13 protein-coding genes and 2 pseudogenes are annotated in these 13,688 nt (G+C 70.4%); 6 read left to right on the forward strand and 9 right to left on the reverse strand.

Features of this window, described 5'->3' with window-relative positions:
- Positions 1 to 34 precede the first annotated feature (34 nt).
- Positions 35 to 430 carry a VOC family protein gene (locus CG719_RS12805; protein WP_100568711.1) on the reverse strand — a complete coding sequence of 132 codons (396 nt, stop codon included), beginning with the start codon at positions 428 to 430 and terminating at the stop codon, positions 35 to 37.
- A gap of 266 nt (positions 431 to 696) precedes the next feature.
- On the opposite strand from CG719_RS12805, the gene CG719_RS35380 reads away from it, so the two are divergent.
- The gene (locus CG719_RS35380; RefSeq protein ID WP_159024864.1) at positions 697 to 840 is read left to right on the forward strand and encodes a hypothetical protein; all 144 of its coding nucleotides are present in this window, start codon (positions 697 to 699) and stop codon (positions 838 to 840) included.
- Here the strand turns inward: CG719_RS35380 and CG719_RS12810 are convergent.
- Complete coding sequence (locus CG719_RS12810) at positions 837 to 2,465, reverse strand: IS200/IS605 family element transposase accessory protein TnpB (RefSeq protein ID WP_107488226.1); 1,629 nt, start codon at positions 2,463 to 2,465, stop codon at positions 837 to 839. The genes CG719_RS35380 and CG719_RS12810 overlap by 4 nt on opposite strands.
- Positions 2,458 to 3,033 (reverse strand): IS607 family transposase, encoded by a 576-nt coding sequence (locus tag CG719_RS12815; protein ID WP_100568712.1) that lies wholly within the window; start codon positions 3,031 to 3,033, stop codon positions 2,458 to 2,460. The genes CG719_RS12810 and CG719_RS12815 overlap by 8 nt, the downstream gene beginning before the upstream one ends.
- 144 nt (positions 3,034 to 3,177) lie before the next feature.
- Here CG719_RS12815 and CG719_RS12820 point away from each other — a divergent pair, with 144 nt between their 5' ends.
- Entirely contained in the window at positions 3,178 to 3,537 is a 360-nt protein-coding gene (locus CG719_RS12820; RefSeq protein ID WP_199836620.1) for a hypothetical protein, read from the forward strand.
- A gap of 161 nt (positions 3,538 to 3,698) precedes the next feature.
- Here CG719_RS12820 and CG719_RS12825 read toward each other — a convergent pair whose 3' ends face one another.
- Positions 3,699 to 4,274, reverse strand: a complete 576-nt coding sequence (locus CG719_RS12825; protein ID WP_100568713.1) for a GNAT family N-acetyltransferase — start codon at positions 4,272 to 4,274, stop codon at positions 3,699 to 3,701.
- Between the two features lie 77 nt (positions 4,275 to 4,351).
- On the opposite strand from CG719_RS12825, the pseudogene CG719_RS36350 reads away from it, so the two are divergent.
- Positions 4,352 to 4,596 (forward strand): annotated as a pseudogene (locus CG719_RS36350) (ABC transporter permease subunit); the annotation flags it as partial.
- Between the two features lie 40 nt (positions 4,597 to 4,636).
- Positions 4,637 to 5,890 carry an MDR family MFS transporter gene (locus CG719_RS12835; protein WP_234375563.1) on the forward strand — a complete coding sequence of 418 codons (1,254 nt, stop codon included), beginning with the start codon at positions 4,637 to 4,639 and terminating at the stop codon, positions 5,888 to 5,890.
- 184 nt (positions 5,891 to 6,074) lie between these two features.
- On the opposite strand, the gene CG719_RS12840 is transcribed toward CG719_RS12835, so the two are convergent.
- Positions 6,075 to 6,947: a methylenetetrahydrofolate reductase gene (locus CG719_RS12840; protein ID WP_199836621.1), complete on the reverse strand. Its 873-nt coding sequence runs from the start codon at positions 6,945 to 6,947 to the stop codon at positions 6,075 to 6,077.
- Between the two features lie 392 nt (positions 6,948 to 7,339).
- On the opposite strand from CG719_RS12840, the gene CG719_RS12845 reads away from it, so the two are divergent.
- Positions 7,340 to 8,218, forward strand: coding sequence for a universal stress protein (locus CG719_RS12845; RefSeq protein ID WP_100568715.1), 879 nt, complete (start codon positions 7,340 to 7,342; stop codon positions 8,216 to 8,218).
- Positions 8,219 to 8,297: 79 nt separating this feature from the next.
- Here the strand turns inward: CG719_RS12845 and CG719_RS12850 are convergent, their stop codons facing one another.
- The 4 genes from CG719_RS12850 to CG719_RS12865 all read right to left on the reverse strand — a co-directional run bounded on the left by CG719_RS12850 (position 8,298) and on the right by CG719_RS12865 (position 13,222).
- Positions 8,298 to 9,086 carry a class I SAM-dependent methyltransferase gene (locus CG719_RS12850; RefSeq protein ID WP_100568716.1) on the reverse strand — a complete coding sequence of 263 codons (789 nt, stop codon included), beginning with the start codon at positions 9,084 to 9,086 and terminating at the stop codon, positions 8,298 to 8,300.
- A gap of 79 nt (positions 9,087 to 9,165) precedes the next feature.
- The gene (locus tag CG719_RS12855; protein ID WP_100568717.1) at positions 9,166 to 10,392 is read right to left on the reverse strand and encodes an aminotransferase class V-fold PLP-dependent enzyme; all 1,227 of its coding nucleotides are present in this window, start codon (positions 10,390 to 10,392) and stop codon (positions 9,166 to 9,168) included.
- Positions 10,389 to 11,726: a pyridoxal-phosphate dependent enzyme gene (locus CG719_RS12860; protein WP_100568718.1), complete on the reverse strand. Its 1,338-nt coding sequence runs from the start codon at positions 11,724 to 11,726 to the stop codon at positions 10,389 to 10,391. Before CG719_RS12860 ends, CG719_RS12855 begins: the two co-directional genes overlap by 4 nt.
- On the reverse strand, positions 11,723 to 13,222 hold the full coding sequence (locus tag CG719_RS12865; RefSeq protein ID WP_100568719.1) for a Y4yA family PLP-dependent enzyme: 1,500 nt from the start codon (positions 13,220 to 13,222) through the stop codon (positions 11,723 to 11,725). The genes CG719_RS12860 and CG719_RS12865 overlap by 4 nt, the downstream gene beginning before the upstream one ends.
- Positions 13,223 to 13,364: 142 nt before the next feature.
- Between CG719_RS12865 and CG719_RS36355 the strand changes: the two are divergent.
- A pseudogene (locus CG719_RS36355) lies at positions 13,365 to 13,580 on the forward strand (GNAT family N-acetyltransferase); the annotation flags it as partial.
- Positions 13,581 to 13,688 lie beyond the last annotated feature (108 nt).

Consider the following 13,688-nt stretch of genomic DNA (forward strand, 5'->3'; position numbering starts at 1 on the left):
ATGATCCACCACCCGATGATCTTTGAAGACGGACCTAGGTGGACGGTGCCAGGGTGCGCAGGACGTCGAACTCGTTGCCCTCGGGGTCGGCCATGACCACCCAGCTCCGGCCGGAGCCCTGGCCCACGTCCACCTTGGCGGCGCCGAGGCCGAGCAGCCTGGCCACCTCGTCTTCGGTACTTCCGTCGATCGGGCTGACATCGAGGTGAAGCCGGTTCTTCACAGTCTTGCCCTCGGGCACCCGGATAAAGACCAGGGTGGGCGGCATCTGGCGGGCCCGGACCTCCTCGACGGTCGGCACCCAGGAGCCGATCTCGACGTTGCCCTCGCTCCGGTCGATCACCCTGAACCCCAGGACCGCGCAGCAGAAGGCCGCGAGCCGCTCCGGATCGTGGCAGTCGACAACCAACTCGGTGAACCTACTGGTCATTACTCCCCCAGACAGTGCGGACAGGGGGCTCAGCCTATGGGGCCGTGCCACCCAGCCGGGCCGCGGCATCCACGAGTCCCGTCTCAAATCAGTACGGCGCGAGCGAGTAGCGGCGCAGTCGTCAAATCCTCGCGAACATCCGGGAGTTCCGGGTGGCGCCGTTGCGTGGTGCCGATGTCCGCCCGGGGGATGGGAGTCGGGCCGGTTCTCAGTCACCCTGGACGTACTCGGTCGAGGGGGAAGCCGTGGCAGGGGGAGGAAGACCGATGACGGAACCCGGTCTGTTCGAGCTGGAAGCCGTTGTGGTGGGGCAGCCGAAGCGTTCACGGTGGCGCACATACGTGGGCCCCGCCCTGGCCGTGTCCACCGTGGAGGGGACCCCGCTCGCCTGGGTCACGTACCGTTCCTAAAGACTGAGCGGGAGTGAGTCCTGTTGCCAGGACCCGTGCTCAGCCGCGTGCCCCGAACGGTGTTGGGCACACTGGTCTCCCGCTTTCGCTCTCACGTCCGGTGCAGCGGGTCGTGCCCGTTGTCCGGGGACGGAGGGGCGGGTTTCCTCACGCCCCGGGACGCCTGGTCGGGCCTGGACGGTCCGATGCCCCGCACGATCGCTCTGGTCGTGCGGGGGTGGTGCCGTCCGTCGCCGGACCGGGTGCCCCAGGGCGCGCCTGCCGATCGCCACGGCTGCCGCGTCGTGGCGGGTGGTCTTCCTGGTGTTGCTGGTGAGGGGCTTTTGCCAGTGCTGGGCGCCCCATATCGATGTGTAGGCGGGGTCCACGGAGATGATCGTCAAGCCGAGTTCGGCGGCCATGCTGACGAGCCGGGCGCGCAGCTTGCTCACGGGCATGCCGGAGATCAGCTTGCGGAACCGTTTGCGGCGGCCGTGTTTCTCCCTGGTCTTCTCCGCGCTGAAGTCCAGGTTTTCGATGCCGATGGCGAGTTTGTGCCGGGCTGCCCAGTGCAGGAGCCGGATGAGGGCGTACCGGGCCTGCGCGTCACGGTGATTGGCGGTGCCGGAGAGGTCGAAGAAGAACCTTCGGGGCTCACCACAGGGGTTGCCGTGCTGGTCGAGCCGCCAGGCGGCCAGGTGGTCGGCGTTGGTGTCCACGCCGATCAGCCCTTTGGCGCGGGCCTGCGCCAGGGGAACGGTCTTGACCGGTGGGATGGTCCAGGAGGCGGTCAGGTACCAGCGGCCGCGCTGCACGTCTTCGTGGATGCGGTAGGCGACCGCCCGGTTGCCCGCGGCGCGGTCGGCCCGTTCGTCGCCCCGGTGGTGGAACACCACGGTGCCGGTGAGAAGGTACCGGCCGCAGGGGGCATTGGCCAGATGAGCCAGCGGGCCGGGCAGCTTGATGCTGACCTCCCCGTCAGGGGTGACGCGGATTGTCTCGTTCCCGAACCGCTTGCCCGACTCGCCGTCCGCCTGGAGAAACCGGCGCTCGGCCTGCCAACGCTCACGCCATCGGGCCTCGGTCAGGTTCGCGGTCGTGAGATTGTGCCGGGTGCCAAGCAGGCGTGCGCCGCCGCGGACCACCCGGACGCGCCCGGCCTCACGGTCGGCTCGCTCAGCAGTCAGCCGGTCCTCAAGCACGTGCAGGCGGCGGGACTTGGCGAACCACTCCCGCTTCGTCCGGTATCCGCCTGGCGCCCGCTTTGTGCCCTTCTCTCCGACCTGGAGGGACAGCCGGTGCGCAACCGTACGGACACCGGCCTCCAGGTTCTGGATGTGGGCGAGCTGGGCACGGCGGGACAGCGCCCACTGGTCGTGGGTGGCCTTGGTGATGCTCCCGGCCCAGCGGGACGACGCCTCCAGCGTCAGGGTGCGCTTTCGCTCTGCCCACTGGTCGGTGTCGTGCTCCAGACCAGCCGCACAGCGGGCCTTGAGGTCACGCCCGGCCAGCGTCCCCAAGTGGTCACCGACCAGCCTGAGCACCTTCTCCTCCTCAGCCGTGATCGCCTTGAGCCGGGTACGGACCGCGACACCGGACGGACCCGGAGCAACGAATGGCGGATCGATCGAGCGCAGGTCAGCCACGTTCGGCGGCCTCCAGCGCAGCCTTCGCCCGGTTCTTTGCCGAGCGGCGGCCGTACAGGCGGGCGCAGAACGACGTCAGCACCTCCACCATGTCACGCACCAGGTCGTCCTCGACCTCGCCGTCGTCCAGCACCAGCAGACGACGGCCCGCCGCGGACAAGGCGGCCTCGACAAGTTCGACGTTCATCCGGCCGAGCCGGTCCTTGTGCTCCACCACCACGCAGGTCACCTGCGCGTCGGCCAGCAGACGCCGGGCCTTGGAACGGCAGCCGTTCATCCCGGAAGCGATCTCCGTCTCAACACGAACGACTCGGTGACCGGCCCTCGCCGCCCACGCCGACAGCCGGGCGACCTGGCGTTCCAGATCGGCCTTCTGATCGTGCGAGGAGACGCGGGCATACAGTCCCAGACCGCCAATGGCCTCAGGCCCGGCGTTCGTATCGATGTTCACCAGGATCGTGCGTGGCCCGACCCTCTGAGCCGGTACCGGCAACGTCCCCTCACGGAACCAGCGATACGCGGTCTGCGGATGCACGCCCTGCGTCCTCGCCCATTCCGTCAGATTCACACTCTGACAACGGCACTCACCCATACATGGTTACGCTCACTTACCCGACTTGGAGGGCCAGCAGGTGAAGACCCCGACGACACGTACTCCGTCCTCACGAAAACGTCCGGCGAGTTCATCGTCGGCATCGAGCAGTTCGGGCCGGTGGAGTTCCGCTTCACCGACGCCGAGGGCCGGGAGGCCGGCACCGCCGGCGCCCGTGGACTCGTCAAGACCCGGCAGCTGAGCCTCCGGACGGAGCAGGGACGCCAACTCCTTCTGACGCGGCCGGGTCTCCTGCACGCCGAATGGCATCTCACGGAGACCGATCCGGAAGAGAGCCCGGCGCCGGAGACCTTCGGCCGGGTCACGGTGAGCACCATCGACTCGTGGATCGGGTTGCAGCAGTACGTGGTCGAGATGGACCCTCGCCTGGACGCCTCCGAACGGCGGACCGTCGTCGCCTCGGTCGTCTGTCTGCACCTGCTCCGCCGGCCTCCTGGTGGCATCGCCACGCCGGCGTGAGAGGGGCCCTGGTGCTGTGTCCGGGACGGTTCGTGGATGTCCTGTTGACCAAGGCGCCGACCCCGAAGCCAGTGCGTCGCCCTGATCATGCAGCGCCTGGCCGACGCCGCCACCCCGGAAGACCTCCGTCAGGGTAGCTCGTGAGCTGATTTCGAACCTTCTCAGGCGAACTGGTCCTGCTCCGTGAGCTGTTGGGCAGTGCCTGCCATTTCTGCGGTGAGGGCCCAGCGCTCGTGGTCTCTCCATTCGCCATTGATGAACTGGAAGGCGGTCGAGTAGCCCTCGCGCTGGAACCCCAGCCGTTGGATCAGCTTCAGGGAGGCAGTGTTGTCGGGCTGGATGTTCGCCTCGAGCCGGTGCAGCCCAAGTTCGCCGAAGGCATGCTGGATGACGAGCCACAGTCCTTCGGTCATGTAGCCGCGACCGGTCGTGGAGGCGTATGCGGTGTAGCCCAGGGTTCCGTTCTGGAGGGCGCCTCGGACAATGTTGTTGATGTTGGCGCCGCCGACGATTGCGTCGGTGTCGCGAAGGCAGATCACGAAGCCTGCGTGCGTGGGCTGTTCCAACCGCTTGAGGTAGGCGTCGAACGCCTCCTCCGTGTGGTCGCGGGCACCAAGCCAGCGGTGGAGCATGTCGGCGCTGTCCTGAGCCAGCGCTGTCAACTCGTCGTAGTCCTGGCGACGGACGTGGCGAACAGCCACTCGCGGCCCTTGCAGGAGGTGGCTGGTGGTTGGCATCCAGGGATTTTATGCAATCGACTTCTTCGACGCGCCACTGCCTCGGGCCTGAACGACCGGAGTGACACCGGTGGGCCGAGTGGGGCCTGTTGCTCGCCAGAACCAGCCCTACGTCGAACGCGCGCCGTGGGCGGTCCTGGCGCCCGCCGCCGTGCTCGCCCTGCTCGGCGCGCTGGCCGTCACGGCGGCGGGCGGGGTACGGCTGCCCCGGCCCGTGCGGAGGCCGAAACGCCCGGCCCCGCGGGCCGCCGTGACCGAACCGGCCGCACCGCGGGCCGAGCCGCCCACTGTCCTGACCTCCTCCCGCGCCGACGTCCCCTGACGTACTTGACCTCTTGGTGGCCGACGTGTTCTCCCGCCTCCTGACCAAGCGCCCCAGCACCGGCGGCAGGCCGCCGCACGAACGCGCCCGGAAGCGTCTCTCGCCACTGCTGCGGCTGCTGATACTGACCCAACTCGCCTTCAGCATCGGTTTCTTCGCCGTACTGCCGTTTCTCGCCGACCATCTCGGCACAGCCATCGGCATGGCGGGCTGGACGGTCGGCTTCGTGCTGGGCCTCAGAACCTTCAGCCAGCAGGGCCTGTTCGTGGTCGGCGGGCGGCTCGTCGACCGGCACGGCGTGCGGCCGGTCGTCCTGGTGGGCTGCGTGCTGCGGATCGCCGGGTTCGTCTGGCTGGGGTTCGCCGAGGAGACCTGGGCGGTCATCGGCGCGGTGCTGCTGATCGGCTTCGCCGCCGCACTGTTCTCCCCGGCCGTGGAGTCGGAGGTGGCGCGGCAGGCGGTGCTGTGGGAAGACCAGGGCAACGGCTCCCGCACCAGGGTCCTGGCCCTGTTCTCCGCCGCGGGCCAGGCCGGTGCCTTCGTCGGTCCGTTGCTCGGCGGCCTGCTGCTCGCCGTGGACTTCCGCACCGCCTGCCTCGCCGGCGCCGGGGTCTTCGTGCTCGTCCTCGCGGGGCACGCGTGGCTGATGCCCCGGCACATCCCCGGCCGAGTGCGGTCGCGGGAGGGGGGCGGAGTAGGCGAGTTGCTGCGCCACCGCCGCTTCCTGGCGCTGTGCTGCGCGTACGGGAGCTACCTGCTCGCCTACAACCAGCTCTACCTCGCCCTGCCGGACGAGGTGGAGCGAGCGACGGGTTCACAGGCTCCGCTGTCCTGGCTGTTCGCCCTGTCGTCCCTGCTGGTCGTCATCGCGCAGCTCCCGGTCACCGGGTGGGCGAGCGACCGGCTCGGCCTGCGCCGCTCCATGGCCGCCGGGCTGCTGCTGGTCGCTGCCGGGTTCGCGGTCGTGGCGGCGGCGCGCCCGGCGGGCTGGACGGGCCTCGTGGGTCTGCTGCCGGCCGCCGGGTACGTCGTCCTGCTCACCCTCGGCCAGATGCTGATCGTGCCCGCCGCCCGCGCGTGGGTGCCCGACCTCGCCGAAGAGGGCCGCATCGGCCTCTACACGGGGGCGCTGTCCTCCGTCTCCGGCCTGATCGTGCTCATCGGCAGCTCGGCCACCGGATCCCTGCTCGACATGGGGCTTTCGCCCGCCGTGCCGTGGCTGCTCCTCGCCGCCGTGCCGGCACTCGCCGTGGCACTGCTGCCGCGCGGGCCGGAGCCCGCGCGGGTCCGATGACGACGGCCAGGATCCGCTCATCCCCGGCACGGTCGAGCTGAGCCGGACGAGCCAAGTGCTACGGCAGCATCGCCGTACTGGAGGTCGGGGCCACCGACGCCCCTGAAGCGCGTACGGGCAAGCCGCCCACGCCACCGATGATGCCGCCGTCAGGCGGGGCGCGTCGGGCTGCCCCGGGTGCTTGTCATGTCAGCCCCTCCTCCCGGAACCGGGCGATCCATTCCGACGTGGCTCCGATCCCGCCGAAGGTGTAGAAGTGCACCTTCACCACCCCGTGACGCCCGGCGTCGTAGCCCTCGGCCAGGGCGCGCAGGAAGCGGTCGGGGCCGGCCGTGCCCATGAGGTTGGTCAGGGAGAAGCCGTACTTCTTGGTGATGGAGGCGCTGGTGCCGACGCCGAAGCGGGCGGCGTACGTGATGAGTCGCTTGATGCCGGCCGGTCCGGGCACACCGATGCGGATCGGCAGGCCGACGCCTCGCGTGCGTGTCCCCTCCAGCCAGGCCAGCACGGGGTCGACGTCGAAGCCGAACTGCGTGATGACGTCGCCCGCCAACCGCTGTGCTCCCAGCGCCGCGTGCTTGTCCGCCATAGCGGACCACAGCACGTGGTCCGCTATGGCCGGGTGGCCTTCCGGGTAGCCGCTGATCCCGGCGTGGCGCACCCCGTAGTGCTGGAGCAGTCCGGTGCGGATGACGGCCAGGGCGTCCTCGTAGGGGCCTTCGGCACGGACGGGGTCCCCACCGACGACGAACACATTCTCCACGGTTCCGTCGTCGCGCAGACCGGCCAGGAACCGTTCCAGATCGGTCCGTGACCTCAGGCGGCGGGCGGAGATGTGCGGTACCGGAACGAAGCCGAGCCGCTCGACCGCGCGGGCGGCCGCCAGACGCGTCGCCAGGTCCTCGTGGGCGAGGAACGTGATGTTGATGCGGGTGCCCGGCGGGATCGCGGGGTGGGCTTCCTCCAGTTTCGGGATGTCCTTGCCCGTCATCTCGAGGGAGAAGTCCTCCAGCAGCGATGTGCCCACCGCCGCCAAAGCCGTGGATCCGGGATTCATGGTGCTCCTCGCGGCAGGTTGGCGTCAGGCGTCGCGGCGGTGGAGGGGTGCGCGCGTGCCGGTTGAACGGCGCGGGCCGGCCGGTGGCGCGGATGCGGGGGAACCCGAGGTCCGCGTCCGGGGATGTGCCCGGTCCGGTGCCCACCGGGCCGATCATCGCAGACGGCATGACCCGGTACCGCACGCCGGGTCAAGGGCCCCGAACCGGTCCCGGCCTCTCGTGGGGACCAATGGCCCCTGGCGTCTCCCCCTTGCCAGGGCTTTCCATGGAAGCGGCGGCACCTCTCCACGCCACCGCAGGGAGGAGGCGAGGGCGATGTCCGTTCCCGCACCAGCGAGGAACAACGACCGGGCCGTACCGGGCACCGGCTCCGCAACGACCGGAGGCGGCCATGTCCCGGCCCGGTGACCGCCGGCCGATCGTCGTGGGCGTCGACCCTGATCCGGCCCACCGGACGGCAGTGGCCTGGGCGGCCGAAGAGGCCGTCCGCCGGGGACTGCCGTTGCGTCCGGTGCATGTCGAGGGCGTGCCGACCGGGGGCTACCGGCGGCACGAGGTCCCGGCGTCGTGGGAGAAGTGGAACGAGTCGCTGCACACGGCCGGGAGGCAAGTGCTCGGTGAGGCCACGGACTTCGTCGCGGCCCGGTACCCCCGTCTGGAGGTGGAAGCTCTGCTGGCGGAGGGCGACCCGGTGTGGGTGCTGCGCGAGCAGAGCCGCGACGCCACCGCCCTCGTGCTGGGATCACGGCATCTGAGCCGGAGGCAGGAGGTGTTCGGCTCCGCGTCGGTCGCCCTCCCGGTGATGGCCCATACGCACTGTCCTCTGGTGGTCGTCCCCGAGCCGGAACACACCCCCGAGGACCCCGGGTACTACGTCGTCGGCGTGGACGGCAGCGAACACTCCACCACCGCGGTCGACTTGGCGTTCGAGGAGGCGGCCCTGCGCGGCGCCGGGCTGCGGGCCGTGCTGGCCTGGGAGCCGGGGCCGCTGAGGATCTTCGACGAGCACGAGCCGCAGCAGGAGTGCCGCCGGCTGCTCTCCGAGATCGTGGCGGGCCGGCACACCCGTTTCCCCGAGGTGGAGCTGCGCCACGAAGTGGTCGTCGGGCATCCGGTCCAGGTGCTCACGGAGGCCTCGTCGCACGCGCTGGGCCTGGTGGTGGGGACCCGGGGGCGGGGAGGCTTCGCGGGCATGCTGCTGGGCTCGGTCAGCCAAGGCGTGCTCCACCACGCCGGCTGCCCTGTCATCGCCGTCCCGGCACGCGGCTGAGCAGGCCGGATCACCGCGGACACCGGCTTCGGCACGGCACGGTACGGCACGGCCGGCAGCTGCTGGGTGTGACAGCTCATCAGCCCGCGCACGCGCCCGTGATCACCCTGACCGCCACCAGCACGGCACTGTCGCCGAACTGCCAGACCGGCGTGACATGGCTGAAGCCCGCCTGGTGCAGCAGCTCGGTATGGCGACCCATCGTCAGGTGGCCGCCGCCCCCACTGACGCCATGGGCCGGCCGACGCCGCTCGCGCTCGTCGAACAGGTCACCCAGTTCCGGTTCCCGGGCCGCCGCGTCCCACCAGGACCGCCAGTCCTCCTGGGGGTGGCCGCCCGTCCGTTCCGCCCGTCGGCGGGCCACGTACGCGGTGATGTCCGAGCACGGTGCTCCGTCCGGCGGGAAGTGGTCGCCGTTGACGAGGACACCGCCGGGGCGCAGCAGTGCGGCGAGACAGCGGTATGTGCGCAGCAGCACCGGTTCGGGGAGGTAGTGCAGGGCGGTCGTCGAGACGGCGGCGTCCAGGGGGCGTTCCAGCCCGAGGGCGTCGGCCCAGCCTTCCTCCCCGATGACGGTGTCGACATAGCGGGCGGCGTCGGCGTGATGGGTTCGTCCCAGCTCCAGCAGCAGGGGGTCCATGTCGGCGGCGACGATCTCCGCGTCCGGAAGGCGGTCGGAGAGGCGAGCGGCCAGGGAGCCGGGGCCGCAGCCGAGGTCGAGCAGGAGCGGGCGGGGCCGGCCGGCCGTGACGTGCTCGACGACATCCGCGATCACGGTGAACCGCTCCTCGCGGTCCAGCGCGTACCGCTCCTGCTGCCGTTCCCAGCGCTCGACCCACGCCCTGGCCGTCGCCATGCTCACGCCCATGCCGCGCGCCACCTCTTCCGTCTCTCACCTGCCCGTGGACATCACGAATCTACAGGTGGAAACGGTTATCACTTGCCATTCATATCAGCGACACGAGGACGGCCAGCAGGCGGTCGACCTCCTCCGCCGTGTTGTAGACGTGCAGGCTCACCCGCACCGCCCCGTCTCCCTCGCCCGCTCCCGCCTGGCAGAGGCTGTCGGCCCGCACCATGAATCCGTGGCTGTACAGGATGAATCCCAGGTCGTCGGGCGGGATGTCACGGTGCCGGAAGGTCACGATGCCGTGCCGGCGCTGGGAGGCCGGGAGTGCGGAGCCGGCGGCCAGGCTGGCGGGGCAGCCGAGGATCTCGTACGGGCCGAGGCCGCGCAGCCGATCGGTCAGCCGGGTGGCCAGGCCGGTCGTCCAGCGGCCGATCCGGTCGGGGCCGGCCTCGTGCAGCCAGTCGAGCGCTGCGCGCAGGGACACGATGCCCACCGTGTTCGGCGTGCCCTGCCAGCCGCCCGGCCGGAACGTCGGGCCCCGTGTGTTGCGGGCCCACACCACCCCCGTACCGGGAAGGGCCATCGCCTTGTGTCCCGAGAAGACCACGAAGTCGACGTCGAGGGAGGGGTCGTCGAGATGAACGGGCAGATGGCCGACGCTCTGTGCGGCGTCCAGGCAGATCGGAACCCGTGGACCGACCGCCGCGCGGATGCGGTGCACGTTCATGTCGCCGCCGTAGACGTGGTGGACATGGGTGGCGGCCACGAAGCGGGTGCGCGGGCCCACGAGATCACCGAGGGCGCGGTGGTCGTAGTCGCCGGAGACCTCCTGGTACGGCAGTGCCCGTACGCGCACGTCGATTCCGCGCTCGGCCAGCAGCCGCCCGGTCTCGAGCCAGGGATCCAGATTGGCGCGGTGGTCGGCGAACGGCACGAGGATCTCGTCTCCGTCGCTCAGGTAGGGGGCGAGCCAGTCGCGGGCGATCGTGCGCAGCCCGTCGGTGGTGCCGCCGGTGAAGTGGACGGCGGAGCGCTCCGGTTCGGGATCGCGGAGGAACTCCTTGACCCGCTCCCGGGTCGATTCCACCAGTCGCGTGGTCCGGTTGGCCCAGGGGTAGGTTCCACGGCCGGCGTTGGCGTTCGATGTCGTCAAGTAGGTCTGGACGGCGTCCAGTACGGCGCGCGGCTTCTGGGACGTCGCCGCGCTGTCCAGGTACGCCAGCTCCGGATGAGCCCCGATGATCGGGAACTGCTCCCTCAACTCCCGTTGCCACAGCGGGTCCGGGGCCTGTTCCGTGTCAGGAAGCGGCTGCTTAGCGCTCATGCGCGCACCAGCGGAGCGCCCGCGTCCCGCCAGGCGACGATTCCGCCGGCCAGGCTCCGGACGTCCGGGTGCCCCATCCGGGTCAGCACGGCGGCGTAACGCAGCGACCTCTCACCGACGGGACAGGCCAGCAGCACGGGCGTCCGCTTACTGAAGGGAAGCCCGCCCCGGAGCAGGTCCTCGAACAGTTCGTCGACGATGTTGACCGAACCCTCGATCTGCAGAGCGGCGTAGGCGTGCGGGCTGCGCAGGTCGACTACGAGCGGCCGGGGCTCGCCCGCCGCGGTCCAGCGCAGGGCGTCGCCGACATCGATGACGCGGGCCGACGCGTGGATCTCGGCGTCCGTGAGGGCCGAGGCGGAGTTTCCCCGGTACGTCAGGCCGAGGAGTTCCGGGCGGCGCCTGCGCACATAGCTCAGGTAGCTCTCGGCCCGGTCGCACACGATGAAGACCGCCGTACGGCGTTGCGCGGTGCCCTCCAACTCGGCGTCGGCATGCCGGAGATGTCGTACCGCCCCCTGGTACGCGGCGCCTCCGGTCGGTCCCGACAGCAGTCCGCAGCGGCGGATGAGGGTGATCATCCCGTCGATGGCCTCGTCGGAGGTCACCGACTCGACGGTGTCGTAGGTCGCCGGGTCGAACAGGCCGACCTGGTGGACCTCGTCGATCGTGCGGATGCCGGGTATGAAGTCCGACTTGTGGGCGACCAGGCCGAGGACCCGCACCTGCGGGTCGTGCTCGCGCAGGACCCTGGCGACACCGGTCGACGAGCCGGCCGTGCCCACACAGGCGATGAACCAGTCCGGCACCCGCCCGTCCAGGTCCTTCACTATCTCGGGTCCGGTGCCCGCCGCGTGCGCCTCGACGTTGCGCGGGTTGAAGTACTGGTCGGTGTGCAGATAGGTACTGTCAGGGTCGGAGAGCGCCTGGTGGAAGTGGGTCAGCGGATCGTCCGTGTCGGTCGGGTCGAGACACTCGCTGCGCCCCGGAAGCTCCTCGATCTCGGCACCCAGGAGCAGGAGCAGTTCCTTGATCTCGGGGACGCGCATCCGGTTGGTGACGCTCTTGAACTTCAGCCCGTGCATGCCGGCCAGCAGGGCGAGGGCCTTGGCTGTGTTGCCGCTGGAGAGTTCCACGACCGTACCGTCGCCGCCGGCCGCGGCCTCCACATGAGGTCGGGCCATGTGCCAGGCGGGCCGGTCCTTGACGGATCCGAACGGGTTGAGCATCTCCAGCTTGGCGTAGAGGTCGATGTTGCGCAGTCCGTGCACGGCGGGGTCGATGCGCACCAGCGGTGTGTTGCCGATGGCCTCCGTGATGCTGTCGTACCTCATGCGGGCATTCCCCCCAGGGATGGGATCGGCCAGTAGTCCTCGTCCAGGCACCAGCGCCAGGAGTCACCTCGCCGCTCGACCGCGACCGTTCTCGCGAGCGGCTGTCGCTGCGCGCGGTGCGCGTGGAAGTCCATCGCGTAGCCGGCGGTGTTGGCGAACGCCAGCAGATCGCCCACGCGCGGCAGTTCGGGAAGGTGAACCAGACGGCGGGTGATCAGATCGGCTTCCAGGCACAGGTTGCCGGCGAGGAAGACGCCGACCGGTCCTTCCTCATCCTTGTCCGGCTCCCCGCGCGGCAGCAGCACGGGGTCCACGAGGACGCCGTGCTCCTCAAGGCTCATGTCACCCGCGTTCATCCCGAGGCGGACCAGGTACTGCCCGGAGTCCGTGTCCGCGAGCCGCACGTCCAGCACCCGCGCCAGCGACAGCCCGCACTGGTCGACCAGGGCACGACCGGGTTCGATGTACAGGTCGTGGAGGTGTTCCAGGAGGAGGTTGGCCGGCGGCCGGCCGAGGACCGGTGCGGGCAGTGAGAGGAGTTCGTCGAGGTAGTCGGGGCCTGCGGTGGGACGGTGGCCGGGGTACAGCGCCGCGGTCCCGCGCACCGTGCCGCCCTCGTTGCGCAGCCCGTAGCCGTGACCGCGCCAGGTCAGCGGTGGGCGTCGGCCGAGCACCGCCTCGCTCAGCGCGGTCGTCCACTGTTCCCACTCGCCGGCCTCGGCGACGTAGCCGACTCCGAACCCGCCGCCGATGTCGACGACACGTGGTGCCAGGCCACGTGCCCGGCACTCGTCCATGAACAGCACGCACTGTTCCAGGGCCCGGACCTTCTCGTCCACGCCGGTGGTGTCCAGGTGGTAGGCGACACCGGTCATCCCGACGGCGTCCGCGTTCCGTACGAGAGCCGACAGCAGCGCCTCCGCGTCCCTTAGCGGGGTGCCGAAACGGCTGCGCCGCGACAGCAGCCGTGTGCCCGCCGCTCCCCCGGGACCGGCGGAGGACTCGAATCCGGACAGGCGCAGCAGTACGGTGGCCCGGCCGAGACCGTGCGCACGCACCAGGCCGGCGAGCTGTTCCAGCTCGCTGATCGAGTCCAGGTTCACCGTCGCCCCCACCCGGGCCGCCAGCCACAGGAACTCCGTGTCCTTGGGGCCGGTGGCCATGATCCGGTCACCGGTGAATCCGCAGCTCAGTCCGTGCCGTAGTTCCTCCAGCGAGGCGACGTCGACACCGACGGCGGCCACGTCCTCCGCCGCCAGTCTCCGCAGCAGCGCGCTGGAACGATTCGCCTTGTGCGCGAAGTACACGCGCCCGGCGAGATGGTGGCGGCGGTGCACGGCACGGAAGCGCGCGGCGTTCTCGGCGATGACCTCGGGGAGCAGCACGTTGAGCGGAGACCCCAGCGCGTCGACGAGCGAGTGCAGAAACGGTCCGGCCCCCAGCAGCGAGGCGAGCGGCGGATCCACCCGCGGCCTGAGATACAAGGGCGCGTCCATGTGAGGCCCCTCCCCTGTTCGGCCGACCGTCGCCGCGACAACACCGTTCGGGAATAGTCGTTTCCACCTACACGCGCCGCTAAGCCTCACCCGCCGTGGCTGGAACGGCGCCATCGAGCTGTCCTGCCGCAACGACCGGTGCACCGGACCCGCGGCCGGGCTGCTTCAGGCGGTCACCGAAGACGCCCCCGACGGCCGCTCCTGGCTGCTCACCTCGGTCCGGTCGACCCGCGCCATATCCTTCTACCGGCGGCAGGGCTGGTCCCAGGTCACCCACCCCTCCCCCGGCGGAACGGGCATCGCCGTCTTCCTCGCCCCGCGGCATCCGGCCCTCGCCGACGCGCCCGTGCCGCCGTGACAGGAGATCCACTCAGGCTTTCAGGAAAACGACGGGGAGGCCGGGGTCACATTGCGGGAGAGGGCAAGATCACAGCCATGTTCTGTGCATCTCCCTAGTCCCGGTGAC

It is taken from the genome of Streptomyces sp. CB01373 (genome assembly GCF_002803075.1).
Taxonomy (GTDB): Bacteria; Actinomycetota; Actinomycetes; order Streptomycetales; family Streptomycetaceae; genus Streptomyces.

Coding starts and splice junctions, on each gene's coding strand:
- CG719_RS12805 (WP_100568711.1), bottom strand. CDS start 430: ATGACCAGTAGGTTCACCGAGTTGGTTGTCGACTGCCACGATCCGGAG.
- CG719_RS35380 (WP_159024864.1), top strand. CDS start 697: ATGACGGAACCCGGTCTGTTCGAGCTGGAAGCCGTTGTGGTGGGGCAG.
- CG719_RS12825 (WP_100568713.1), bottom strand. CDS start 4,274: ATGCCAACCACCAGCCACCTCCTGCAAGGGCCGCGAGTGGCTGTTCGC.
- CG719_RS12840 (WP_199836621.1), bottom strand. CDS start 6,947: ATGAATCCCGGATCCACGGCTTTGGCGGCGGTGGGCACATCGCTGCTG.
- CG719_RS12845 (WP_100568715.1), top strand. CDS start 7,340: ATGTCCCGGCCCGGTGACCGCCGGCCGATCGTCGTGGGCGTCGACCCT.
- CG719_RS12850 (WP_100568716.1), bottom strand. CDS start 9,086: ATGGGCGTGAGCATGGCGACGGCCAGGGCGTGGGTCGAGCGCTGGGAA.
- CG719_RS12855 (WP_100568717.1), bottom strand. CDS start 10,392: ATGAGCGCTAAGCAGCCGCTTCCTGACACGGAACAGGCCCCGGACCCG.
- CG719_RS12860 (WP_100568718.1), bottom strand. CDS start 11,726: ATGAGGTACGACAGCATCACGGAGGCCATCGGCAACACACCGCTGGTG.
- CG719_RS12865 (WP_100568719.1), bottom strand. CDS start 13,222: ATGGACGCGCCCTTGTATCTCAGGCCGCGGGTGGATCCGCCGCTCGCC.